This window comes from Chryseobacterium sp. WLY505 (genome assembly GCF_030846215.1).
GTDB lineage: Bacteria > Bacteroidota > Bacteroidia > Flavobacteriales > Weeksellaceae > Chryseobacterium.
Genome location: NZ_JAVCWI010000001.1, coordinates 712,930 through 737,843, shown reverse-complemented (window position 1 = coordinate 737,843; position 24,914 = coordinate 712,930). Strand labels below are relative to the sequence as shown.

At 36.4% G+C, this 24,914-nt stretch carries 22 protein-coding genes; 10 read left to right on the top strand and 12 right to left on the bottom strand.

All coding sequences use genetic code 11. The features are described 5' to 3' along the window. Window positions 1-43: 43 nt before the first annotated feature. From RAH34_RS03370 to RAH34_RS03350, 5 genes are all read right to left on the bottom strand, one after another. Window positions 44-670, bottom strand: a complete 627-nt coding sequence (locus RAH34_RS03370) for a hypothetical protein (protein ID WP_306595136.1) — start codon at window positions 668-670, stop codon at window positions 44-46. Between the two features lie 87 nt (window positions 671-757). After that, on the bottom strand, window positions 758-1,762 hold the full coding sequence (gap, locus tag RAH34_RS03365) for a type I glyceraldehyde-3-phosphate dehydrogenase (protein WP_047096698.1): 1,005 nt from the start codon (window positions 1,760-1,762) through the stop codon (window positions 758-760). A 32-nt stretch (window positions 1,763-1,794) separates the two neighbouring features. After that, the gene (gene pfkA / locus RAH34_RS03360; RefSeq protein ID WP_062676282.1) at window positions 1,795-2,781 is read right to left on the bottom strand and encodes a 6-phosphofructokinase; all 987 of its coding nucleotides are present in this window, start codon (window positions 2,779-2,781) and stop codon (window positions 1,795-1,797) included. Window positions 2,782-2,864: 83 nt separating this feature from the next. Further along, complete coding sequence (locus RAH34_RS03355; protein WP_306595135.1) at window positions 2,865-3,743, bottom strand: DUF4846 domain-containing protein; 879 nt, start codon at window positions 3,741-3,743, stop codon at window positions 2,865-2,867. A gap of 62 nt (window positions 3,744-3,805) precedes the next feature. Then, window positions 3,806-4,156, bottom strand: a complete 351-nt coding sequence (locus tag RAH34_RS03350; RefSeq protein WP_114819320.1) for a helix-turn-helix domain-containing protein — start codon at window positions 4,154-4,156, stop codon at window positions 3,806-3,808. Between the two features lie 94 nt (window positions 4,157-4,250). On the opposite strand from RAH34_RS03350, the gene RAH34_RS03345 reads away from it, so the two are divergent. Next, window positions 4,251-5,051, top strand: a complete 801-nt coding sequence (locus tag RAH34_RS03345) for a DNA alkylation repair protein (RefSeq protein WP_306595134.1) — start codon at window positions 4,251-4,253, stop codon at window positions 5,049-5,051. Window positions 5,052-5,475: 424 nt separating this feature from the next. On the opposite strand, the gene RAH34_RS03340 is transcribed toward RAH34_RS03345, so the two are convergent. Both RAH34_RS03340 and RAH34_RS03335 read right to left on the bottom strand, forming a co-directional pair. Further along, complete coding sequence (locus RAH34_RS03340) at window positions 5,476-6,234, bottom strand: TIGR03915 family putative DNA repair protein (RefSeq protein ID WP_306595133.1); 759 nt, start codon at window positions 6,232-6,234, stop codon at window positions 5,476-5,478. A 193-nt stretch (window positions 6,235-6,427) separates the two neighbouring features. Then, on the bottom strand, window positions 6,428-7,687 hold the full coding sequence (locus RAH34_RS03335; RefSeq protein WP_306595132.1) for a putative DNA modification/repair radical SAM protein: 1,260 nt from the start codon (window positions 7,685-7,687) through the stop codon (window positions 6,428-6,430). Window positions 7,688-7,843: 156 nt separating this feature from the next. Between RAH34_RS03335 and RAH34_RS03330 the strand changes: the two genes are divergently transcribed. The 5 genes from RAH34_RS03330 to sucC all read left to right on the top strand — a co-directional run bounded on the left by RAH34_RS03330 (window position 7,844) and on the right by sucC (window position 13,399). Continuing rightward, window positions 7,844-9,172, top strand: coding sequence for a hydroxymethylglutaryl-CoA reductase, degradative (locus RAH34_RS03330; protein ID WP_306595131.1), 1,329 nt, complete (start codon window positions 7,844-7,846; stop codon window positions 9,170-9,172). 166 nt (window positions 9,173-9,338) lie between these two features. Beyond that, window positions 9,339-10,409 carry a hypothetical protein gene (locus tag RAH34_RS03325; RefSeq protein WP_306595130.1) on the top strand — a complete coding sequence of 357 codons (1,071 nt, stop codon included), beginning with the start codon at window positions 9,339-9,341 and terminating at the stop codon, window positions 10,407-10,409. 1 nt (window position 10,410) lies between these two features. Continuing rightward, on the top strand, window positions 10,411-10,797 hold the full coding sequence (locus RAH34_RS03320; RefSeq protein ID WP_114819314.1) for a DUF423 domain-containing protein: 387 nt from the start codon (window positions 10,411-10,413) through the stop codon (window positions 10,795-10,797). Window positions 10,798-10,799: 2 nt separating this feature from the next. Further along, window positions 10,800-12,077, top strand: coding sequence for a chloride channel protein (locus RAH34_RS03315; protein ID WP_306595129.1), 1,278 nt, complete (start codon window positions 10,800-10,802; stop codon window positions 12,075-12,077). Between the two features lie 131 nt (window positions 12,078-12,208). Continuing rightward, on the top strand, window positions 12,209-13,399 hold the full coding sequence (gene sucC, locus RAH34_RS03310; RefSeq protein WP_114819312.1) for an ADP-forming succinate--CoA ligase subunit beta: 1,191 nt from the start codon (window positions 12,209-12,211) through the stop codon (window positions 13,397-13,399). Between the two features lie 232 nt (window positions 13,400-13,631). Here the strand turns inward: sucC and RAH34_RS03305 are convergent, their stop codons facing one another. After that, the gene (locus tag RAH34_RS03305) at window positions 13,632-14,519 is read right to left on the bottom strand and encodes a mechanosensitive ion channel family protein (protein ID WP_114819311.1); all 888 of its coding nucleotides are present in this window, start codon (window positions 14,517-14,519) and stop codon (window positions 13,632-13,634) included. A gap of 94 nt (window positions 14,520-14,613) precedes the next feature. On the opposite strand from RAH34_RS03305, the gene RAH34_RS03300 reads away from it, so the two are divergent. Continuing rightward, the gene (locus RAH34_RS03300) at window positions 14,614-15,249 is read left to right on the top strand and encodes a peroxiredoxin (protein ID WP_114819310.1); all 636 of its coding nucleotides are present in this window, start codon (window positions 14,614-14,616) and stop codon (window positions 15,247-15,249) included. Between the two features lie 96 nt (window positions 15,250-15,345). Here RAH34_RS03300 and RAH34_RS03295 read toward each other — a convergent pair whose 3' ends face one another. The 3 genes from RAH34_RS03295 to RAH34_RS03285 all read right to left on the bottom strand — a co-directional run bounded on the left by RAH34_RS03295 (window position 15,346) and on the right by RAH34_RS03285 (window position 19,098). After that, window positions 15,346-15,936 carry a hypothetical protein gene (locus RAH34_RS03295; protein WP_034694879.1) on the bottom strand — a complete coding sequence of 197 codons (591 nt, stop codon included), beginning with the start codon at window positions 15,934-15,936 and terminating at the stop codon, window positions 15,346-15,348. Window positions 15,937-16,203: 267 nt separating this feature from the next. Further along, complete coding sequence (locus RAH34_RS03290; protein WP_062676266.1) at window positions 16,204-16,719, bottom strand: hypothetical protein; 516 nt, start codon at window positions 16,717-16,719, stop codon at window positions 16,204-16,206. A gap of 93 nt (window positions 16,720-16,812) precedes the next feature. Further along, window positions 16,813-19,098, bottom strand: a complete 2,286-nt coding sequence (locus tag RAH34_RS03285) for a TonB-dependent siderophore receptor (RefSeq protein ID WP_306595128.1) — start codon at window positions 19,096-19,098, stop codon at window positions 16,813-16,815. A 181-nt stretch (window positions 19,099-19,279) separates the two neighbouring features. Between RAH34_RS03285 and RAH34_RS03280 the strand changes: the two genes are divergently transcribed. Further along, window positions 19,280-20,335 carry a Gfo/Idh/MocA family oxidoreductase gene (locus tag RAH34_RS03280; RefSeq protein WP_306595127.1) on the top strand — a complete coding sequence of 352 codons (1,056 nt, stop codon included), beginning with the start codon at window positions 19,280-19,282 and terminating at the stop codon, window positions 20,333-20,335. A gap of 158 nt (window positions 20,336-20,493) precedes the next feature. Here RAH34_RS03280 and RAH34_RS03275 read toward each other — a convergent pair whose 3' ends face one another. Then, the gene (locus tag RAH34_RS03275; protein ID WP_306595126.1) at window positions 20,494-22,386 is read right to left on the bottom strand and encodes an ABC-F family ATP-binding cassette domain-containing protein; all 1,893 of its coding nucleotides are present in this window, start codon (window positions 22,384-22,386) and stop codon (window positions 20,494-20,496) included. Between the two features lie 214 nt (window positions 22,387-22,600). Between RAH34_RS03275 and RAH34_RS03270 the strand changes: the two genes are divergently transcribed. Both RAH34_RS03270 and RAH34_RS03265 read left to right on the top strand, forming a co-directional pair. Then, window positions 22,601-23,113, top strand: a complete 513-nt coding sequence (locus RAH34_RS03270; RefSeq protein WP_306595125.1) for a 5'(3')-deoxyribonucleotidase — start codon at window positions 22,601-22,603, stop codon at window positions 23,111-23,113. A gap of 121 nt (window positions 23,114-23,234) precedes the next feature. After that, the gene (locus RAH34_RS03265; protein ID WP_306595124.1) at window positions 23,235-24,890 is read left to right on the top strand and encodes an alpha/beta fold hydrolase; all 1,656 of its coding nucleotides are present in this window, start codon (window positions 23,235-23,237) and stop codon (window positions 24,888-24,890) included. The last annotated feature ends 24 nt before the right edge of the window (window positions 24,891-24,914 follow it).

Below are 24,914 nucleotides of genomic sequence, written 5' to 3'. Positions count from 1 at the left end.
TGAATTAAATTTAATGATGATTGGAGCTCATTTTTACGTTTTATCAATATCTGTCAGGTCCACGATAACCAAATAATTCATATATGTAAAAACCTAAAATCAAAGCATAAACCACCGATAGTATGGTAATGATGAATACCGCAATATTATTTCTGCTCTGTTTAGTGAAAAATTTTATAAAACCGTAAGAAATTATTCCCAGACCTATAGCAAAAATATAAAAGATGCGACCGGAATATATGATTTGTAATCCCCATAATATCCCACCAATAGTTCCACCGATAATTCCTCCTAAGATACTCCCGATGATGGTGCTGGGTTTAATTTCTAAATCCCTTTTTGTTGCTTCTATTTCTGTAGAAGTAGTTTCTATGATCTGTTGTATTTCATCTGAGGCTAGTATTTCTGAATTCAAAGCATGATTGATGTCATTTTTTGTCATCCCGTTTAAATACAATTCCGTAGCATCATTCTTTATTCTTGATTTTTCCAATTCCTTCGCTACAGTTGTATCATACCGGACGGTCAGAGATTGTATTCCGCCTTTATTTTCTATGACGATATCTAAAGCTTGTTTGGCATCATTTGTATATCTGCTTTTATTTGAATATACTTCCATTAATTCCACATCAGAATATTGAGAATATCTTTCAATAAGTTCATTGAGCATGGTATAAATTTTGGGAGTTAATTTAAACAAAAAAACCTTCCCGATGGGAAGGTTTTATATTACTTATAGCTTATCGCTCATTATTGATTATAAAGAAGCAGCGTGTACAAGCATATCAACTAACTTGTTTGAGTAACCCATTTCGTTGTCATACCAAGAAACAAGTTTCACGAAGTTAGGAGAAAGCATGATACCAGCATCTTTATCGAAGATAGAAGTTCTCTTATCTCCTACGAAGTCCTGAGATACTACAGCCTCTTCAGTATATCCTAAAATTCCTTTCAATTCACCTTCAGACGCAGCTTTGATTACTGAACAGATTTCTTCATAAGAAGCAGCTTTTTCAATTCTCACTGTTAAGTCTACTACAGAAACGTCAACAGTTGGTACTCTGAAAGACATACCTGTTAATTTTCCGTTTAGTGAAGGAATTACTTTTCCTACTGCTTTAGCAGCACCTGTAGAAGAAGGGATGATGTTGTTCAGAGCAGCTCTACCACCTCTCCAGTCTTTCATTGAAGGACCGTCAACAGTTTTCTGAGTAGCTGTTGTAGCGTGTACAGTGGTCATCAAACCTTCTACGATTCCAAAGTTATCGTGGATTACTTTAGCTAAAGGAGCTAAACAGTTTGTAGTACAAGAAGCGTTTGATAAAATTTTGATATCATCAGTAAGTTCCTTGTGGTTTACCCCCATTACGAACATTGGAGTATCATCTTTAGAAGGAGCAGAAAGGATTACTTTCTTAGCACCTGCAGTAATATGTTTTGCAGCGCTTTCTTTATCTAAGAATAAACCAGTAGATTCTACTACGTAGTCTGCACCGATTTCATTCCACTTTAGGTTGCTTGGATCTTTTTCAGCAGTTACTCTGATCTTTTTCCCGTTTACTACAAGATCATTTCCTTCTACAGAAACTTCACCTGGGAAAATACCGTGTACAGAGTCATATTTTAACATGTAAGCCATGTATTCTGCATTGATTAGGTCATTGATTCCTACAACTTCAATGTTGTCTCTTTCAGTCATTGCTCTGAAAACAAGACGTCCAATTCTACCAAAACCGTTGATACCTACTTTAATTGTTGACATAATAGTTTGTTTTTATTAGATTATAAAAATAATTAGATTGCTAAAATTTCTGAAATCAGTAAAAGATCTTTATTGATTTCGTTATGTTTTTTAATGGCTTCTTCTATTGGTGTATACGTCAAATCATTGGAACGCATTCCTGCCATTACGTTGGTTTGTCCTTCCATAAGCCCTGTTACAGCACCGTATCCCAGTCTGCTGGCCAAAACTCTGTCTGCACAGCTTGGAGAACCTCCTCTCTGCATATGTCCCAAAATGGCTACACGAATATCATAATCAGGGAAGGTTTGTTTGGTTTTTTCTGCAAGCTCATAAACGTTGGCTAGTTTTTCACCTTCTGCAACCACCACAATACTTGATGCCTTTCCGGTTTTTTCCGCATCCCTGAATTTTGTGAAAAGCTCATCAATACTGTCTTTTTTCTCAGGAATTAAAATATCCAGAGCTCCTGTTGCCAATCCACTGTTTAAAGCAATAAAACCAGCATCACGTCCCATCACCTCTACAAAGAAAACTCTGTTGTGGGAAGTAGCCGTGTCACGGATCTTGTCAATAGCATCCATAGCAGTATTCAAGGCAGTGTCGTAACCAATGGTATTATCAGTACCGAAAATATCGTTGTCAATAGTTCCCGGGATACCGATTACTCTGATTCCGAATTCTTCATTAAAGATTTTGGCACCGGTAAAAGTTCCATCTCCTCCAATACATACCAATCCGTCTATTCCAAGTTTTACGCAATTATCGTAAGCTTTCTGACGGCCTTCTTTTGTTCTGAACTCAGTGGATCTGGCAGACTTTAGAATAGTTCCACCCTGGTTGATTATATTTTTTACGGAACGAGCCCCCATTTTCAGGAAATCATTGTTGATAAGACCGTTGTAGCCTTCTCTTACTCCGTAGCATTCGATATTATAGTAATTGGCGGTTCTTACTACCGCTCTTAACGCCGCATTCATACCCGGAGAGTCACCTCCTGAAGTAAGAACTGCAATTTTTTTTACAGCACTCTCTTTCATCAAGTAAAAAATTTCGAACACAAATTTACAAAAACAAGTTCAGATTATCGTAGTAAGTTTCCAATAGTTTTGAATATAAATGATTAAAAGCTTCTGAAGTTTGTAGGTTTAAAAAAATATCGTGCAGTTTTCGTTTCCTCAGAATGGATATCGAGATCGTACCAAGGTGTAAAATAGGGATTAAACGGGTTGGAAAGCACATGAACAGACTGTGCCGGCGTAAATCCCTCGCTCAGTAAAAATAATCTTTCCCCTTTCTCATTTTTACAGACCCCGGAAATAAAAACAATATGTCCCGGGCTTCCCGGTGTGATCAGAATATCTCCTGTTTTAAGATCAGAATTTCTTGTGACCGGCTTTGTTTCTCTGTTCAATGAAATTGTTCCTGCATAATTGAAAATCAGATCCAGATAATTTCTGAAACTCTGGTAAGAATCATCATACCCAGCTGTTTTTCTGAAGCTGACTGAATTTCCATTCACAAAAGCTCTCGTTCCATTTTTATAATCATTCCAGCTGAGGAGGTCGCCACTGGTAAAATGAAATTTAATTTCATCAAACTTTTTCGATTTGTAAAGATATTCCGCTCTCATACGGATAGCGGCATCAGCACATTGCTGCAGGTCTTTATTTCCGGTATCAATATCAAAAACAGCTTCATGAAGATGTTGGGTAGAAATAGGTGTTCCGTCATATTTTACAATCCGGCTGCCGTAAGGTTTCAGCTTAAAATTTTCGATAAAATGTCCGAAAGAACCAGGTTTTTCTTCCATCCACTCATAGCCTTCCGGAGGTGAAAATCTTTCCCGGATGGTATTTTTTTCTTTATTGATTTTCAAAGCATTTTCTGAAATTAAATGCTCATTTTTATCTGGTTCAGGTAATAAACGGTCTGATATTTTTTCTTTTGTACAGCCAACGAAAATGAGAGCAGCTGTGATTCCTGTGATAACTCTTTTCATGTGTTTTAGTGAACACAAATATCATTTTTTTTCACCTATCTGCCAATATATTATATGAAAACTTATGGGTTCAATAGCTCATCTTTTTCAGGAATCAATAGTTTTCCCCAGTCATTCAGCTGCCAGAGGATCTTCACAAGTTGTTCCCCAAGCTCTGTCAATGTGTATTCAACCCTTGGAGGAAGTTCATTAAAAGATTGTTTTGTTAAAATACCGTCTTCCACCATTTCACTCAGCTGCTGATTCAAAACTCTGCGGTCCACTTTTGCAATCCCACGTAAAAACTCACTGGGACGTTTTTTCCCTTCATTGATCTGCCACACGATAGGAATTTTCCATTTCCCACTAATGGTATTGACAGCAACTTCCAACGGACAAATTTTATTTTCTTCAGCTCTTTCCTTTGTTTCCATAAAATTGATTTTTTTATCCCTATGGGTGAAAAATATGCGGTATTGTTTTTCTCCGCCCACTTTCAGACTTTTGTAAAGGTAATCATTAAATAGTATGACAGAAAAGCGAAAAGGAGCCCGCTCCATTAAAGATATTCCAACTGATATTCTGGAAAAGCTGAACAGGGGAGAAATTGAAACCGCCAATCTTACAGAATGGCTGGCTGTAGATCAAAGGTTGCTGCTGGAAAATCTGCTTTTGCAAAATGATCGTAAAGAATATCTGATGCCTGTTTTAGAAATTGTAAATCAGCTGAAAAAACAAACCGTCAATTCGATTAATGAAACAATTGGTGTTGGGCTTCTTAATCTGGCTGTGAAAAATAAAGATGACGAATTTCTTTTGAAATTGTCAGTTCATCCGGCAGATTTGGTACGTTGCTGGGCAGCTTATACGATTGGAAGAGATAATGATTTACAATTTAAAGAAAAATTAGACAGAATCCAGTCATTCGCTTCTGACTCTCATTTTGGAGTGAGAGAAATCTGCTGGATGGCGGTGCGTCCGGATATCTCCAAAAACCTGGAAGAAAGTTTATCCATATTATCAAAGTGGACAACGCATGACAATGAGAACGTAAGACGTTTTGCCAGCGAATCCACAAGACCGAGAGGGGTATGGTGTGAACATATTGATGCCTTAAAACAAAATCCGGGGCTTGGACTGGAAATTCTGGAACCTTTACGATCGGATTCCTCCAGATATGTACAGGACAGCGTAGGCAACTGGCTGAATGATGCCAGCAAATCTCAACCCGAATTTGTAGTGGAAATCTGCGATGAATGGCTTCGGGAAAATCCGACAAAAGAAACACAGTATATCGTAAAGAAAGCTTTGCGAACCCTTAAAAAGTAAGAGTTATCCACAAAATAAAAATATTGTTGTGAGTATTTACTCCGTATATCACAGATTTTCATGTTTTTAAGTGGTATTATCAAACCCTTTATTTTCATAGGGTAGGTAATTTTCTAATTGATTTTCTTAAAAAAATAACATTGAAGAAATTTCAATATTAACGGAATGTTAACTGGAAAAAGTTATCCACAATATGAGTTTTCGATGAATGTGGATTATATCTTTCATAAAATGAACGGATTAAATAATGCTCTTGAAAAAAGAACTTGAAATAACATATTTTTTCGCCGAAATAAAAAGTTATCCACAATATGAATTATTGATTCAATTTTGGGCGTATGTACCATGAGAATCTCAGAATCGTTTTATTGATAAAAATCTGCGTTATCTGCTCAATCAGCGAGAAATAATATTGAGAGTGCAGCTACCATTTCTCAGTCAGATATTTCCAGTATCTTTTCGGAACATGCTGAATATGCAGTTTCATGTTTTTTCTTTCCACGATATTGGTTTTCGTGAAATAACGCTGCCAAAGTACCTGATAACTCTTTTCCTCATCATGGAATTTTTGCTGGTAATTATTTAGATTGATCTTTTCGTCAGGATAGAAGAATTCGCAGGTGTCCAGATCATACAGAAGTCCGTAATTCCTACGCAGGTCGTAGATCATCCATTTCTGATCCTGATATCGGTCTTTAAAATGTTTTCTGATTAAAGGAAGAACATTGAAGTCAGGATCTATTTTGGAGAAAAAAACACCATCCTGCATTTTTTCAAAACGAACAAAAGCAGTCATTCTGTGCCTTTCCCGATCTACTGATTTACAGATTTTTGAAATTTTTAAAACATCAGCATCAGCAAAATTTTCAAGAATATTTTTTTCAGAATTTTTCACGGATTGCCTTACTGCAGATAAGATGAGGTTTTCCAGCTCCGGATCTTCAGATAAAAAAACTTTTAAAAGTTTGTAAACGCCCTGTTTTCCTATACTAAGCTCCAGTTTATTCAAAACCCTTTCAGATTTATCCGGTTGAGTAATGACTTCATGAATCTCTGCAAAAATATTTTCCTGATGAAATCTTTCTCTGCTGGTAATTTCCACCTCTTGATAACGGTATTCGAAAACTTCAAATACTGCAGTGAAAAGACCATCAAAACTTCCATCGTAGAGTAGGGTTGTCATGGGTTGAGTTTAATAATTTAAGTTCAGTTGGGGTGTCATTCTGAACACAGACTGAAAGTCTGCGAACGAAGTTCATAAATGAAGTGAAGAATCTGTTTTAAAGGAGAGATTCTTCCTTCGTCAGAATGACAGCAATGTTGCATTATAAATTTGTAATCATTCGTGAAAATATTGGTGTCATTTGTGTTTAAAATCAAAACAAAGTCAGTTGTTGCGAAAACTGGTTATGGAATTTGGATGAACTTCCGCCTATCAGCAATTTTCTGAAGTTTTTATCCGTTAAATATTTCAGGTAAGCATTTCCCGCATTAAAATCGATAAAGTATTTTGCCCGATTGACGGCTGCACCCAGTTTTTTCAAATGATCTATTGTTAAAATCTGAAAACGTCTTGCACTTATAATTTTCTGAGCTGTTTTTACTCCAATTCCCGGAATTCTTAAAATCAACTGATATTCCGCGGTCTGAAGGTTAATCGGAAATTGATGAAGGTTTCGCAATGCCCAGCTTAATTTCGGATCTACTTCCAGATCAAGGAAAGGCATATTGGGATCTAAAATTTCTTCCGCTTTAAAACCATAAAATCTCATCAGCCAATCCGACTGATACAAACGGTTTTCCCGAAGCATAGGAACTTCCGTCGTTAAAGAAGGTAGTCTCTGATCTTCCAACACCGGCACATATCCGGAGTAGTAGACTCTTTTCAAATTAAAGTTTTTGTAAAAATGATCGGCAACTTTGATAATTTGTAAATCGTTTTCATTGGTTGCCCCTACGATCATCTGTGTAGATTGTCCGGCAGGCGCAAACTTGGGAACTTTTTTCAGAACTTTCTTTTCATCCTTATATTGAATAATTCCTTTTTGAATATACTGCATCGGACTGATCATATCCTGCCTGTTTTTTTCAGGGGCCAGCAATTTTAATCCGCTTTCTGTAGGAATTTCAATATTTACCGATAACCGGTCTGCATACAATGCAGCTTCCTGCATCAGATCATCACTTGCCCCGGGAATAGATTTTAAATGAATATATCCGTTAAAGTTCTCCTCCAATCGCAGCTTTTTCGCAACTCTTACAAGCCTTTCCATCGTAGTGTCTGCATTTTTGAATATTCCCGAGCTCAGAAATAACCCTTCAATATAATTCCTTCGATAAAAATTGATGGTAAGATCTACCACTTCTTCTACCGTAAATGCTGCTCTCTTAATATCGTTGGAACTTCTGGAAACACAGTAAGCACAATCATAAATACAATGATTGGTCAATAAAATTTTAAGCAGAGAAACACATCTTCCGTCTTCCGTATAGGTATGACAAATCCCGCTTGCAGAACTGTCTCCTAAAGCTCCTTTTTTATTCTTCCTCGTGCCTCCGCTTGATGAACAGGAAACATCATATTTCGCTGCATCAGCAAGGATTTCAAGCTTTTCTTTAAGGCGGTCAAAATTCATATTGTAAAATGATTGATCTGTTTTGTATCAATAATGTATTTTAATTTTGTTCAAATTTAGTTCCAAAATTGATAAAAGTCAATCTTTTTTCATAGAAGTTATCAACAAAAAAGAGTCTCAAAATCATTATATTTACGGCTCATTAAAGTTTATATCATGAATCATAAACCAATCGAAGGTTTTTCCAAGCTGCCAAAGCAGGGGAAAATCGAATGGCTCGTAAACGAATATCTTGAAGGAAACCAGGAATATCAAAATATATTAAAACAATATTGGAACGATGATGCGGATCTTCAGAAACTCCACGAAGAATTTTCTGAAAACACCATCTCTAATTTCTATATGCCTTACGGAATTGCTCCGAATTTTTTAATCGACGGAAAGCTGTTGGCCCTTCCAATGGCCGTTGAAGAAAGTTCTGTAGTTGCTGCTGCTTCCAAAGCTGCGAAATTCTGGATCGACAAAGGAGGTTTTAAAACAACCATTATCAATACAGAAAAGCTGGGACATACCCACTTTATTTTTAATGTAGAACCTCATAAATTATTACATTTCTTTAATTTCAGTTTAAAGAAAAAACTATTTGAAACTACTGAGGATATTACCTCCAACATGAGAAAACGTGGTGGTGGTATTTTAAATATCAGTCTGGTGGATAAGACAGCAGAGATGCCGAATTATTACCAGTTGAAAGCAAGCTTCGATACCGTAGATTCGATGGGAGCGAACTTTATCAATTCATGTCTTGAACAGTTTGGAAAAACATTGAGACAGGAAGTTGCTACCAGCGAAGATTTTACTCAGGAAGAAAAGAATTCACTACAGATTGTAATGAATATTCTTTCCAACTTTACCCCTGACTGTATCGTAAGAGCTGAGGTTTCATGTAAAATGGAAGATTTGAAAGATGACAGCGGAATTTCCCCTGAAGAATTTGCTGCTAAATTCAAACAGGCAGTTACGATTGCAGAAATTGAACCTTACCGCGCCACTACTCATAATAAAGGAGTAATGAACGGAGTAGATGCTGTTGTAATCGCTACCGGAAATGATTTCCGAGCTACGGAAGCCTGTGCACATGCGTATGCTGCAAGAGACGGACAATACAGGTCTTTAACTCACTGTACAACAGATAACGGTATTTTCAGATTCTGGATTGATCTTCCTATTTCTGTAGGAGTAGTAGGAGGGCTTACCAATCTTCACCCTTTGGTAAAATTCTCTCTGGCTCTTCTTGGAAAACCTTCTGCACAGGAATTGATGAGTATTCTTGCTGTTTCTGGTCTTGCTCAGAATTTTGGAGCGTTACGTTCTCTGGTAACCACAGGAATTCAGAAAGGACATATGAAAATGCACTTATTGAATATTCTGAACCAGTTGGGAGCTACTGAAGAAGAAAAGCAGCACTTTGTGACGTATTTTAAAGATAAGACGGTGAGCCACCATGAGGTGATCAACGAGTTTAACAGAATGAGAGGAAACTGATGTTACAGATCATTTTGCCTATAGTATTCCTTCTTTTTGGATTTTTTCTGAAGAAAACCAACAATGAAGGTTTCAAAAGTTCCAAGAAATTTGCCAATATGTTTATCATACTGGGGATTTCTACATTGGTGGCCAAGTTCATTTTAATGTACTTAAAATCAAAATAGTGAAAAGGAGTATTGTATTTTTCTTACTGATTTCGGGGTTAAGTTTTTCACAACAGCAAAAAGTGAAAATAAGTAATCTGCAGCCGAAAACTGAAGATACCGTTTTTCCGGTTGTTTCGTATTCGGAAAATCCTCGGGTAGAAAATAAAATCAATACATTTCTGCAGGTAGATCAGCTGGAATATGTTCCCGGATCTGGCGGAAATCCGTTTAAACTGGCTTCTACAGCCACCAATTCCTATTCAAACTATCTTTATTTTTATAGTTGGGATAAGATTGAAACGCCTAAGAATATTCTGAGCATTGCCATAGATGGTGAAGCTTCAGGCGCTTATCCGGAAGGATTTCTGATCTGGAAGAATTTTGATCTGAGAACAGGAAACTTTATCAATGCCAAAGATTTATTTCAACCCAGCTCAGTGAAGACTGTTGAGGGAATTATTCAGAAAAGAGTAAAGAAAAGAATTTCTGATTTTCTTATTACACTGAAAGCTGAGAAAAATCCTGCAGAGGAAACTCAGGATCAGATCGCTATGTATGAAGACTGTTTTACGGAACATACTTTAGAAGGGATCAGATATTTCTTTGGGAAAGATAAACTGACTTTTGTTGCCGGAAGATGTTCCAACCATGCCATGAGAGCTTTGGATGACCTGGGCAGTCATGAAATAGAATTTTCCTACAAAGAGCTGGAAAAATACTGGAGTCCTTACGCGAAAAATTTAATTTCCGGTTCTGAAAAAACAGAGATAACCAGTCTTACTCATAAATTGTATAAAGGAAAGATCGATGGAAAGTATTCCATTACTGTTTTGATCGGTGAAGTATATGACGATGGTTCTTTTTCTGCAAAATACTGGTATGATAAAAATAAAAAGCTGATTGAGTGGAACGGAAAGATAAAAGGTAACCATATCTCCATTATAGAAAACGATTATTATAGTGAAGAAACCAACCAGTGGATTTTCAAAGCCTTGGTGGAAGCGGATCTGCAAGGCAGGAAAATTATAGGAACCTGGCAGGATCATAAAACAAAAAAATATTTAACCCTAGAATTAGAAGAGTTATAAAATGAAAACAATTACTTTAGTTTTTGGAGCAGTTTACGGAATGGTTTCTGTAATCCTGGGTGCATTCGGAGCACACGCTTTAAAGAAAATATTAGCTGTGGAAAGACTGGAAAGTTTTGAAACAGGCGTAAGATACCAGATGTATGCCGCTTTTTTCCTGCTGATCATCGGGTATATCTTAAAATTCGAAACCTCTGCTGAAAAATGGACTTCCATTTTAATGATTGCAGGAACTCTTTTATTCTCAGTAAGTATCTATTTTCTGAGCATGCAGGATTATTGGGGAATGAATCTTAAATTCTTGGGCCCCATCACTCCGCTTGGAGGTCTGATGATGATCTTAAGCTGGGGAATGCTGATCTTATATTTTGCTAAAAACAGAATATAAGAATGAAAATTAACAGAAGAAGACGGTTAATACGAACATTCAATCTCTTGGATCAACCTATCAGATTTAATCCGTTTGTGTTCAGCCGTACTTTTTTTATTTGGGCGGTTACAGGTCTGGTGGGCGGTAGTATTGCCGGAGGATATTGGATTGTGCTGGAGCATTTTACAGAATTTTTAGCAGAATTTCAGGGCTGGCAGGTGATTCCCACGATGGCGATCTGTGGTTTGCTGGCAGGACTGGTAATTCATTTTATTGGTGATCCGGGAGAAATTCATCTGATTGTTAATAATATCAGATTCAATAAAGGGAAACTGGAACCAAAGAATAATCCTTCGATGATTCTTTCTTCTCTTTTCTGTGTAGCATCGGGGGGAAGTTTAGGTCCTGAAGCACCATTGGTACAGGTCACCGGATCTACAGGAACCTGGCTTGGGAAGATTTTCAGACTGAAAGGCGAAGAGCTGAGGTCTCTGAGCATTGCGGGTATGGCTTCCGGTTTTACAGCATTATTCGGGGCTCCGCTTGGAGGGAGTCTTTTTTCTTTGGAAATTTTACATCATAAACATGCGGTAGAATATTATAAAGCCATTATTCCTGCATTGGTAGCAAGTTGTTTCAGCTATCTGATGTTTGCTTTGATTATCCATTTGGGAATTGGGGCAACATGGGATTTGAAAGCTTACCATTATACAGGAGTCTATGATTTTGCTTATGCGACGGCATTTGGAATTGTAGGAACTTTATTTGGCTGGATTTTCATTTTTGTAGTCAAATTTTTTAAAAAGATTTTTGAGTACAGAAGATTGCCGATTTATATTAAAACCTTAGCAGGTGGGATTATTTTAGGAGTTATCGCCTACAATTTCCCAATTACAAGATACTTCGGGCACAACGAGATCAATCAGTTGATCGGAGGTAATTTCGGACTGAATTTTTTAATTCTGATTCTGGTTTTTAAAATACTTGCGATTGCCATTACAGTAACTTCAGGATGGAGAGGAGGATTTATCATTCCTTTGTTTTTTGTCGGAACAACGTTGGGACTGATTATTCACAATATATTTCCAACGGTTGATACCACGCTGGCTATTGTAAGCTGTATGGCAGCCATCAATGCCTGTGTGACAAGAACTCCGATGAGTACAACGATTATTTTGGGGACGCTTACCGGATTTACGTATTTTGTACCGATATTATTTGCGAGTCTTACGGGATATTTCCTTGCTCCGAAAATTCCGTTTATCGGATCTCAGTCTGAGAAATTAGCGGAAGAATAGGGGAAAATAGATAGATATGTTAAAAATCAAGTCCATCAGACTTTAATTTTTAAGTCAATAAACTTGAACTTCCGTGTCTTTTTAGTAAATTTGTCAACCTTTAAATATTAAAATAAAATAATAAAAATAATATGAATCTTCACGAGTATCAATCAAAAGAGATTTTATCAAAGTATGGAGTAGCTATCCAACGTGGTTTCGTTGCAAACAACGTAGATGAAGCTGTAGCAGCTGCTGAAAAATTGACTGCTGAAACCGGAGCACAGGCTTGGGTTGTAAAAGCACAGATTCACGCAGGCGGTCGTGGTAAAGGTGGGGGTGTTAAGTTTTCTCCAAACATGGATAAACTTAAAGAGAACGCTCAGAATATCATCGGAATGCAGTTGGTAACTCCGCAAACTTCTGCTGAAGGTAAAAAAGTAAACTCTGTTTTGATTGCAGAAGATGTTTATTATCCTGGAGAATCTGAAACTAAAGAATTTTATGTTTCTATTCTTTTAGATAGAGCTGAAGGAAAAAATACGATCGTATATTCTACTGAAGGAGGTATGGATATTGAGCACGTTGCTGAAGTAACTCCTCATTTGATCCACAACGAATTGATTGATCCTGCTATCGGTCTTCAAGGATTCCAGGCTAGAAAAATTGCTTTCAACCTAGGTCTTGAAGGAAATGCATTCAAAGAATTTGTGAAATTTATTTCATCTCTTTACAATGCTTACACAGGAATTGATGCTTCTCTTTTCGAAATCAACCCTGTATTAAAAACTTCTGATAACAAAATTATCGCTGTAGATGCTAAAGTAACTTTAGATGACAACTCATTGTTCCGTCACAAAGACTTAGCAGAGCTTAGAGATACAAGAGAAGAAGATCCAATGGATGTTGAAGCTGGTGAAGCGGGTCTTAACTTCGTAAAATTAGACGGTAACGTTGCTTGTATGGTAAACGGAGCTGGTCTTGCAATGGCAACTATGGATATCATCAAATTATCAGGTGGTAACCCTGCTAACTTCCTTGACGTAGGGGGTACTGCTGATGCTCAGAGAGTACAGACAGCTTTCGGAATCATCTTAAGAGATCCAAACGTAAAAGCTATTTTGATCAACATCTTCGGAGGTATCGTAAGATGTGACAGAGTTGCTCAGGGTGTTGTAGATGCTTACAAAGCTATGGGTAGCCTTCCGGTTCCGTTGATCGTAAGATTACAGGGAACTAACGCTGTAGAAGCTAAAAAATTAATTGACGAGTCTGGTCTTCCGGTACACTCTGCAATTACTTTAGAAGAAGCTGCAAACAAAGTAAAAGAAGTTTTAGCATAATCTAAAATTTTCAGATAAATCAGAAAACCGTTCCTTTTGGAGCGGTTTTTTTGTTAGCATGTGAAGGTAAAGTTTTGTAATAACTTCATCGGAAATGTACTACTGTAAATCTAGCATACTGTAAACCTAACAGGTTTTTAAAACCTGTTAGGTTTAAACATATTTTATTTAATCAATCATCATAAAAAAGACCACATCAACATTTGAAATGGCCTTTATATTTTATATTTTTTTACTTATCCTGATGGCTTTCCGGCAAGTTAGTCTCTCCACTCGTAATACTTATACTTGTAGGCGTTACCAACTGAACTTTATCCGTATCAAAGCGTTCTTTAATCCCTAAATAGGCTTTACTTCTTACCTGTGCAAGATTAGCCCCAACCTTTATCCAGAACTTCACCTGGAGATTAAAAGCTCCCTGTTTAAGGTCTGTGAAGATTACCTCTACAGTGTCTAACTTATCCACATTATCAAGATTTTTAATCACATCAAGAATTCCCTTTTGTGCTTTGGTAATATCTTCATCAGCCGGAATTTCAAAATTTAAAATAATTCTGCGCTGTGGGGAAGCCGTAATATTGTAGAAAGGTGCATTGAAAACAACCTGATTCGGAATATATGCCTTCTTGCCATCATCAGTAAGAAGTTTTGTCGTTAAAAAACCAATTTCCTGTACCGTTCCTGAATGGGTTCCGATGGTAATATAATCTCCTACTTTGTAGGCTTTATCAATTCCAATCAGCATTCCTGAGAAAATACTTGAAACAAGATCTTTTAGAGCTACCCCTGCAATAACCCCTGCAACTCCTAAACTTCCGATAAACTTCCAGAGAAAACCACTGAAACCCATTATTTCAAGTGCAATAAAGGTTCCCATCAGCATAATCAGGAACCTGAATATACTGATTAAAGTGACCAATGAACTCTCTTTTTGACTTTTCGGGAAAAATTTGTGAAATAACTTTACTGCCCCTTTGCTTAAATATTTACTGCTGATAAGGAAGAATGTAAATACTAAAATCCCGACAATCAGCTTTGGGGTGAGCGCGGCAAAGGTTACATACCAACTTTCCAATACCTTATAAACAACATCTAGATACCTTAATCCGGTTTTCTCCATGGATAAAATTTTAGTTAAATATATAAATTTTCATCAAAAAATTTGCCAGTTCCAAAAAGTCTACTAAATTTGTAGACTATAAAGAAGGAACATTATGTCAATCAAACTAGGAGATACAGCACCCAACTTTCAGGCAGAGTCATCGGTAGGTGACATCAATTTTTATAATTATCTGGGAGATTCCTGGGGAATTTTATTTTCTCATCCTGCAGATTATACGCCGGTATGCACTACAGAACTGGGGTATACTGCAAAACTGCAGTCTGAGTTTGAGGCCAGAGATACAAAGGTGATTGCTCTGAGTGTAGATGGAGTAGAAGATCATCAAAACTGGGTGAAAGATATTAATGAAACTCAGAATACCACTGTGAAGTTTCCCATTATTGCTGATAAAGACAGAAAAGTTTCTGAGCTGTATGATTTTATTCATCCCAATGCTTCAGCTACAGCTACAGTGCGTTCTCTTCTGATTATTGATCCTTCCAAAAAAGTAAGACTGATTATTACCTATCCGGCCTCTACGGGAAGGAATTTTAAAGAGATCCTTAGAGTGCTGGATTCTTTACAGCTGGTGGATAATTATCGTGTAGCGACTCCTGTAAACTGGGAAACCGGAGAAGATGTTATTGTACCTCCAACCATTTCTACAGAAGATGCACGAAAGATATTCCCAAAAGGGGTGACGGAAATAAAACCATATTTAAGGTACACGCCTCAACCCAATACATGATTTATTTGATTTTTTATAGTTTAGTTTTAATTTGTACGAAAAGCGCCCCGAAAATAAATTTCGGGGCGCTTTCATTTTTTATAAGTATTTCAGTGATTACTTAACGTCGTTGATGATTTGTTTACCTTTTGAAGTTGGTAAATAAATACTGAATCCTACGTTGAAAGTTAAAGTAGAAGTTAATCCTTCGCTACCAAATCCTGCAACACCATTATATTTTACTAAACCTTCAACACCAATGTTTGGAGTAATGAAGTATGAATAACCAGGTCCTGCTCCAAAATCTAAACCAGTTGTAGAGTTAGATCCTTCAGTAGAAGTACCTCCAACACCTACATTACCTTCGAAGAACCATCTTCCGTGGTGTAATAAGTTGTCAACACCTTTTTCTCCTGGAGAAACATAGTATCTACCTAGTGCACCCACTTTATATACAAAATTGGTAGGTGATCCATTTGTTACTTTATTAAATCCTAGATCTACATATCCCCCAACTGCTACATTATCTTGAATAAAATAAGCTGCTTTTGGCTGTAGTGAAATATTATATCCTCCACCTGTATTTAAGCCAAAATTACTTGCAACGATGCTACTTCCTACCATCCAATTACCTTTCTGAATCTGAGCGTTGGCAGTTGCTGTTAAGCCTGCTACGGCTAATATTCCTGTTAAAATAAGTTTTTTCATAATTTATTATTTTAATAATTAAATGTTTATTATTCACGAATTATAGAAAAAACAATAAATGTGCCAGACTCTTAATTTTACGTAATTTTTCTAAATAAACGTTAAGATTGTCAGGAAGATATAATTTACTTTTTTAACATATTAACTGCGGATATCGTAATGATAAATAAAATGAAACAAGCGTTTTGAAATGAAAATGATAAAAACAGATGTTATATTATTAATGTTCCAAATTGCTGTTTTTTTTCAAATTGCCCTTGTATTATATTAAATAAATAAAAGAATGATGGAAATGATCAATCCGGCAATTGTAAACTTGATTCCACGTTTGAATGCTTTTGTCTTAGGATTAAACATCCAGAAACTTGATATAACGAAAAAGAACAGGGAAACTCCGAAGAATACGCTCAGAGGAGATATAGCATCTTTAGATTGTGATTTGTGAAGAGAAACCATTTTATCCAATACAAAAGGGAGTTCTTTTTTAGTGTACTTGGCTTTTCCGGTAGCACTGTCATAAGTTCCCTGTTTAAAATAAAGAACACTTCCTTCTGTTTTTTCTACTTCCAGGCCTTTCATCTTCAGTTCTTTTTTCAGTTCTTTCTCTGAAAGATTGGCAGCGATATTTTTTTCATATTTCTTTTCGCTTTTCAGAAAATCTGTGTCTCTGTACACCAAAAGAATTCCACTTAACGAATATACAGCCATAATTCCGGCAAGGAAATAGCCCAGATAACGGTGTGTAATTCTCATGAAACTTCTTGTGTCTTTAATCTTATCCATATCTTTTTGTTTGTTTTTGTTAAAAATTTCAAAAGTGGAAACTGCAAAAATGCAATCTCCACTTTTAATGAAAGAATTATTATATAAAGAATTCTATAGTCTGTATGTCAATGTGAAATAGTAGTTTCTAGGCGTAATAGGATTCACTGAATAATTCTCGTGAACATTGTAGTTTACAACATCAAACAGGTTGCCCACTTTCCCCTGGATAGAGAATTTTTTCCATTCGTAGCCTACTGAAAGAGAAACTGTTGTATAGTCTTTCAGATCAAACATTCTGCTTACATTGTTTCTGCTTGCGTTCGTAGATTTTGAATCATTCCATCCCGCGATTCTGTCTCCGATGTAGTATACTCCGGCCCCGATTTTTAGACCTTTTAAATAGTTTGTAAATTTATAGAAAACAGAAGCATTGGCTGTTGTAGCTGGTGTTCTTACCAGTCTTTGGTTTTCAACATATCCTTTTTCAGGTGTATCAATATAAACGGAATTATTATAAGAAAAACCTCCGATTATAGACAGGTTTTCTGTTGGATTTCCTGTAATGTCTAATTCCACACCTCGGCTTCTCATATTTCCTGCAAATTCTTTAAGATTGGTATCAGTGGAATTTACCGGTACTCCGTTCGGAGCAGAAGCAAACCAGTAGGTTTGATAATAATTATTGTACATAATCTGGTACGCCGTTAAGTTTACAGCTAAAGCATTATTCCAGAAATTCTTTTTAATACCAATTTCATATTGATCAACCGTTGATGGCTTGATGCTTTGTTTTGATAGAGCATTTAACTGAGCTTGAACATCTGAAGCAGATTGGTTGGTATTTACCGTACCAAATTGATCTGAAGTATATCCTGCATTGGAAGCAAACGAATTTGTATAGGTTGCAAATACAGAAAGGTTTTCATTTGGAGCATACACCAAACCTACTTTTGGGGAAAATGCATTGTCAGAAGTCGATGAATTAGCTACTTCAATTTTATCATTTAAGGTGAAGCGGGTTGTCAGCGTAGGCATATTTTCTATATAAGACCATCTTAAACCTGCAATTACTTTTAATTGCTTTGTTACACTTATAAAATCCTGTGCATAGATCCCAACTCTTCTTGTATTGATTCTGTTTCTTGTACTAAGAGTAGAATTGGGCATATCGATACTTCCCCATGTTGAAGGATCATCTAAATACAGAAGATTTTTTGGAGCTGTAACATTATAAGCATAAGCATCTGCCTGGCTATAATCAGCATCTGAACCAATTAAAACTTTGTGGTTGATTTTTCCTGTATTGAATTCACCATTGATGTTTACCTGTGCTGAAGTATAATTTTGTTCGTTATAAGTTTTTCCAAAAGGTCTTTTCCACGACAATCTGTTAGGATCTACAGAGGCATCTTTAGTATCGTATATCCATTGTACTCTTTCAGACGAAAAATAATCTTTCGTATAGTTTTGGTACGAAGCAGTCGCGTTCAAAGACCATCTTTCGTTGAATTGGTGGTTAAAAGTTACATTCGTAGACGCTTGCTGTACATTTTGATATTGCCAGTCTGTTCCGTAGAAAGTATTTCTGGAAACGGCATCATTCAATCTGTAGCTTTGGTCTTTTTCCGTAATAGACCCAAGACCGAAATCCGGAGTAAAATTTGTTTTAAGATAATCACCCTCAACAATTAACTGAGATTTATCACTTAAATTAAATAGAAATGAAGGATTGAAATAATACTTCTCTGATTCTACAACATCTCTGAAGCTTTCAGCATGCTCGTAGGCTCCATTGATTCTGAAAGCAATATTCTTGGATAAAGGTCCGTAAATATCAACTGTTGGTTTATAGGAATTCCAGCTTCCGCCATTGAGTCCTACGCTTCCCCCAAAGTTGAATTTAGGCTTTTTTGTAATCATGTTGATAACACCACCAGCTGCAGTATTTCCAAAAAGCATCGCATTTGCCCCCTTTAAAACCTCTACTCTTTCCAGACCACTTACTTCAGGGAAAACACCGCTGTTTATTCTTGAACCATTCTTAAAAATGTTATCATTTCCTAAAATGAAACCACGTCCACCAAAACTATCCTGGGAGTTTCCCCTGGATGAAGTGATATACAAACCGTTTACATTCTGAAGAACATCACTCAGCTGTTTTGCCTGCTGCTGCTCAATAATTTCGTGCGTAACGATAGCAATGGGCTGAGGGTTTTCCATTATCGTCAGATTTGATTTTGTCGATAATGGTCTTGCCTGGTTAGGATTTCCTGTTTTGTGAAGATTAATATCTTCAATAGTCTGAGTTCTGATGGTGTCTGCTTCCGCATTTTTCATCTGTGAACTCGCTGAAACAGCGATCAGTAGAAGACCTAAAGAAAGTAGTTGTCTTTTCATTTTATTTTTATGTAGAACAGTTTTAAATAAGGCGCAAATGTAAGTATTTGTTTAGAATAGATAAAAATAATTTTATGATTTAAATCATATTTTTACAGTTCATGAGATGGATTATTTCTATACCTTCTTTAGACCAGGGGACAGAGTAGTTTTTATGAATATATTTGTTAAAAATTATAATATGCAATTGGTAAAAGCAGGGCTTTGTGCCTTTGGAATGAGCGGAAAAGTATTCCACGCGCCTTTTTTAAAGGAACATCCGGGATTCTTTATGTCTGCTGTGGTGGAAAGAAGCAAGGAAGAATCGAAGGAAAAGTATCCGGATGCAACCATCTACCGCTCTGTGGAAGAAATGCTTCAGCAGGCAGATGTAGAACTGGTGATTATCAATACTCCGGTTCAGACCCATTATGAGTACGCCAAAAAAGCACTGGAAGCAGGAAAAAACATTATTGTGGAAAAGCCTTTTACAGTAAATGTTGCTGAAGCAGAGGAGCTGGTACAATTGGCAGAAGAAAAGGGATTGTTTTTGAGTGTCTATCAAAACAGAAGATTCGACCGCGATTTTTTACAGGTTCAAAAGATTCTTGATGCTAAGAAAACAGGGAATATTAAAGAAGCTGAAATCCGTTTTGACAGATTCCGTACCACTGCCAGTGGAAAACAGCATAAAGAAAGCCCGGATCAAGTGGGATCAGGATCACTTCACGATCTGGGGGCACATCTTGTAGATCAGGCAGTGCAGTACTTTGGATATCCTGAAAAATTGTTTGCAGACGTGTTTTCTATGAAAGGAGCTGAGTTTGCTAACGATTATTTTGAAATTCTCTTATTCTATAAAGATAATCTGAGAGTAAGACTGAAATCGTCTGTTTTCAGCAAAGAAGGGCATTATGCTTACACAATTCATGGAGACCGAGGTACTTTCCTGCAGGAAAGAACCGATAATCAGGAAAATGAACTGGTAGCAGGTGCTATTCCTGAATATGGTAAAGAATGGACGCAGCCTCTGAAAGGACCGGACGGAATTTTAAACTTCCTGAACGATCATTCCGAAACAGAAAGAATTCTTACTTCAAGTGAAGCCGGAAATTATATGAATTATTATCAGCAGATCTATGAACACATCGTTTTTGGATATGCTTTACCCTCTCCCGGAAAAGAAGTTATTCAGAATATGAAAATTATAGATGCTTCGCTGGAAAGTGCAAAAGAAGAAAGAATAGTAAAATTATAAATGATGAGTTATGAATTATGAATGAGTCAGAGCGTTTGAGAGTTTTAGGGTTTGAGTGTAAACGAGTTGGGAACCTCTAATCACGACTGCTATCAACCTTGAACTTTAAACTTTGAACCTTGAATTCATTCATAATTCATAATTTTAATTCATCATTATTAAAGGATTTCCTGAAGTTCCAGCCATCTCATTTCATGGTTCTCCAGTTTTTCTGAAACGCTTTCCAGTTCTGAAGAAAGTGTGGCTATCTTTTCGTAATCAGCCTCGTTGTTGAGCTTATCCAGAATTTTAGTGCGCTGTTCTTCCAGTTCAGGCATTTCTTTTTCAATGGTTTCCAGTTCCCTTTGTTCTTTAAAAGTGAGTTTTCTTTTAGAACTGGAAGACTGAGTACTTTCTGTTGAAGAAACAATTTCTTTTACAGGCTCAGGTTTTACCACTGCATTTTTTTCTAAAGCTTCTTCACGGCTTCTAGCTTCTCTGTATTCTGAGAAGTTTCCTACGAAATCTCTGATTTTTCCGTTTCCTTCAAAAGCCAGAACATGGTCTACAATTCTATCCATGAAATATCTGTCGTGGGAAACAATAATTAAAGATCCCTGAAATTGCTGAAGGAAATTTTCCAGAACGGTTAATGTAGGAAGATCCAGGTCATTTGTAGGTTCATCAAAAATCAGGAAGTTAGGATTCTGATACAAAATATACATCAGATGAAGTCTTCTCTTTTCACCTCCGGAAAGTTTGGAAATAGGAGAATATTGTGTCTGATCGTCAAATAAAAATAATCTTAAGAACTGTGATGCTGATAAACTTTTGCCATTAGCTAAAGGATAAAATTCTGCAATTTCTTTGATGAAATCAATCACACGTTCATCCTCTTTATAGGTAAGGCCTTTTTGTGAGAAATAACCGAAAGAAATAGTTTCTCCCGTTTCAATTTCTCCCTTGTCGGCTTTTTCAAAACCTTGAATAATATTAAGCAGGGTAGATTTTCCAGCACCATTTTTTCCAATGATTCCCACTTTTTCTCCACGTTGAAACTGGTAGCTGAAATCTTTCAGTAAAACTTTAGGTCCAAAACTTTTATCAATATGTTTAAGTTCAAGAATTTTATTTCCCAAACGTTTCATTTCAAAATCCAGTTCCAGTCCGTCCTTTCTGGTATCGGTTTTGGCTACTTTTTCAGTCTCGTAGAAAGCATCAATTCTGCTTTTTGATTTTGTGGTTCTGGCTTTTGGCTGTCTTCGCATCCATTCCAGTTCCTTTCTGTAAAGGTTATTGGCCTTGTCAATTGTGGCATTAAGATTTTCCTCGCGAATCATCTTGTTCTCAAGGTAAGTTGCATAAGAACCGTTGTGAACATACAGATTCTGATCCTCCATTTCCCAGATACTGTCACAAACACTGTCGAGGAAATATCGGTCGTGGGTGACAAGCAATAAAGTGATTTTTGCTTTGTTCAGATAGTTTTCAAGCCATTCTACCATATCCACATCCAGGTGGTTGGTAGGTTCGTCCATGATAAGAAGGGTATGTCTGTGCTCGGCTCTTGTTTCTGTTAAAAGTTTAGCTAACGCTACACGTTTGATCTGTCCTCCGGAAAGAGTGCCCATTTTAGCATCCAGATCAGTGATTTTAAGCTGGGAAAGAATCTGTTTCATTTCATTCTCCAGATCCCAGGCTTTATGAACTTCCATATCAGCCAATGCTTTCTCAATAAAATCATTATCTGTAGAATGGAGCGATTTGTGATAGTTTTTAAGTGCGAGGATAGGCTCGGAATCAAGGGTCATCATAAATTCTTCAATGCTCAGCTTAGGATCATAATCAATTTCCTGATCAAATAATACCACCTGAATATCTTTATTGATGACCACAGTTCCGCTGTCTGCAATTTCTTTACCCATTAATATTTTCAGAAGCGTAGATTTTCCACTTCCGTTTTTGGCAACAATCGCTATTTTATCTCCTTCATTGATGTGGAAAGCAATATTTTTAAACAAAACTTTGATGCCGTAAGATTTGGTAAGATTTTCTGCAGAAACGTAATTCATTGGGAATTAATAGTTTGATTTTAAATTTCAATTGAAACGCAAAAATACGAAAATGTAGCCTAAAACTTCCCGGAAGCTCTTTTATAAAAATGAATATTTATAATTTTTTAATAAACTGTGCCCCTTATCTGAAAAAACTAATCAGTAAATTTGATCAACACAATGAAATGTACATTGTAAATAGGAATATATAATAGAAAATCTGATTGAAGTAATGAAAAAAATTATTGTCGACATGGACGGGGTAATGGCGGATGTGTATCATCAGCTGGCGCAATTTGAAAAAAGAGATACAGGAAGAGAAATTGAAATCAGTGATCTGGCTGGTAAGCCTGAGATAGAGTCTTTTCCCAATGGAAAAAAACACGTGAATGAAGTCGGTTTTTTCAGAACCTTACCTGTCATGAAAGGAAGCCGTGAGGTAATGGAATATCTGAATAATAAATATGAACTCTATATTGTTTCTGCCGGAATGGAATTTCCGAACAGTTTAAGAGAAAAATACGATTGGCTGGCAGAGCATTTTCCATTCATTACCTGGGAACAGATTGTGCTTTGTGGAAGCAAAAAAGTAGTGTCCGGAGATATCATGATTGATGATTATCCTAAAAATTTAGATCATTTTTCAGGGCAGAGACTGATATTTACCCAGCCTCATAATGAGCTGATAGAAAATGATACTTACAAAAGAGTGCATTCGTGGGAAGAAATTATGAGTATCCTTTAAGTAGGATATATTTAAAATCAGGAAATATTTAAAACAACTTTAACTAAAGGGAGAATAATTTTAATAAAGTATTGGGATATTGGGCTGTTGAAAATAAATAAGTTTGCTTTAAACTTTTAACATGAAAATAGATCATACTTTATTCTTCCTTTTCACAGCTTCTGCTTTCCATGCCCAGGTTATTTCCGGAACCATTATTTCAAAAAATGAGAACCATCCGATTCCCTATGTGAAAATTGGAATTGAAAAACAATCAATAGGAACAATCTCTGATGAAAAAGGAAATTTTTCAATTGATCTTTCCAATACAGATCCCCGGCAAAAAATAAAAATAGAAGTACCGGGATTTGACACTTACCAGGAAACAATACAGAATTTTAAAAAATATGATCAGCAAAAAATATTTTTAACAGAGAAAACTAAAAATATTAAAGAGATTACTATAAAGCCTAAGAAGCTTGTTGATAAGAACTGGGGAGTCAATACCAGCACAAAAAGCGTTATGTATTCTGTAAATCCACAACTCAGAAAAGAAGATTTTCTTGGTGAAACCGCATTGGCTTTTAATGCTAAAAAGAAAGCAAAGATTAAGAATATTAACCTGAATATTGCCAGCTATACTTCTGATAAGCCTGTCATCATGCGTTATACTATTTATAGTGAAAAAGATGGTTTTCCGGATAAAAATATTCTTGATGAAGAAATTACCGTTGAACTTACCAGCGATATGATTAAAGACGGAACTTATACCTTGGATGTTAATGACCATAATATCTGGGTACAGGGAAGGTTTTTTATAGGAATTCAGTTTTTAAAAGAGTTTGAAGGGAGAGTCAATATAAGTGCAGCGTTATTCAAAACAGGATTTATAAGAAAATTTTACGGGGAGTGGACAAAAATGACTCTCGCCGCACCTGCCATTAATATCGATGTGAAAATGGATAAAAACGGAGACCAAAATACGGATGATGAAAACGGTTTTGCAGATGATAGCGCAGAAGCACTGATGCCTGATGTATCAAAATATATTCAGGAATCGGAGCAAACTGTGTATGGGCAAAATAAAGCCGTGGGAAACTATCTGAAACTTCAGGATACCAACCTTTATTATGAGATCTATGGTGAAGGAGAACCATTGCTGATGCTTCATGGCAATGCCGGAAGCATTAAAGATTTCTATCAGCAGATTCCTGTTTTATCAAAGCAGTATAAAGTAATTGCTATAGATACAAGAGGACAAGGGAAAAGTGTAGATTCCTCTAAAAAGGATTTTACCTACAAAATGTTTGCTGATGATGTAAAAGCAGTCGCAGATCAATTAAAGCTTAATAAGGTAAATATCGCTGGCTGGAGTGATGGTGGAAATACCGGACTGGAATTTGCCCTGAAATATCCTGAAAAACTGAATAAGCTGATTGTAATTGGAGCCAATGCATTTCCTGATGGAGTAGATGACAGGCTTACTGATCATTTTGAAAATAAAATGCTGGTGATGAAGGAGCTGAAAAATCCTGAAAAGTTTAATGAGCAAAGGCTTTTAAAAATTATGCTGACACAGCCGCGCATTGCAAAGAAAGATTTAAATAAAATTGAAAGTAGAGTATTGGTTATTGCCGGTGAGAATGATGTGATCAAACGTGATCATACCGAACTTATTGCTCAAGAAATACCCCATGCTGAAATTAAAATCTACAACAAGGCCACCCATATGATTCCTTTTGAAAATGCAGATCAGCTCAATACAGATATTCTGAATTTTTTAGGAAAAAGTAATTAGTAAAGGTTGGAAGCAGGGAGATGG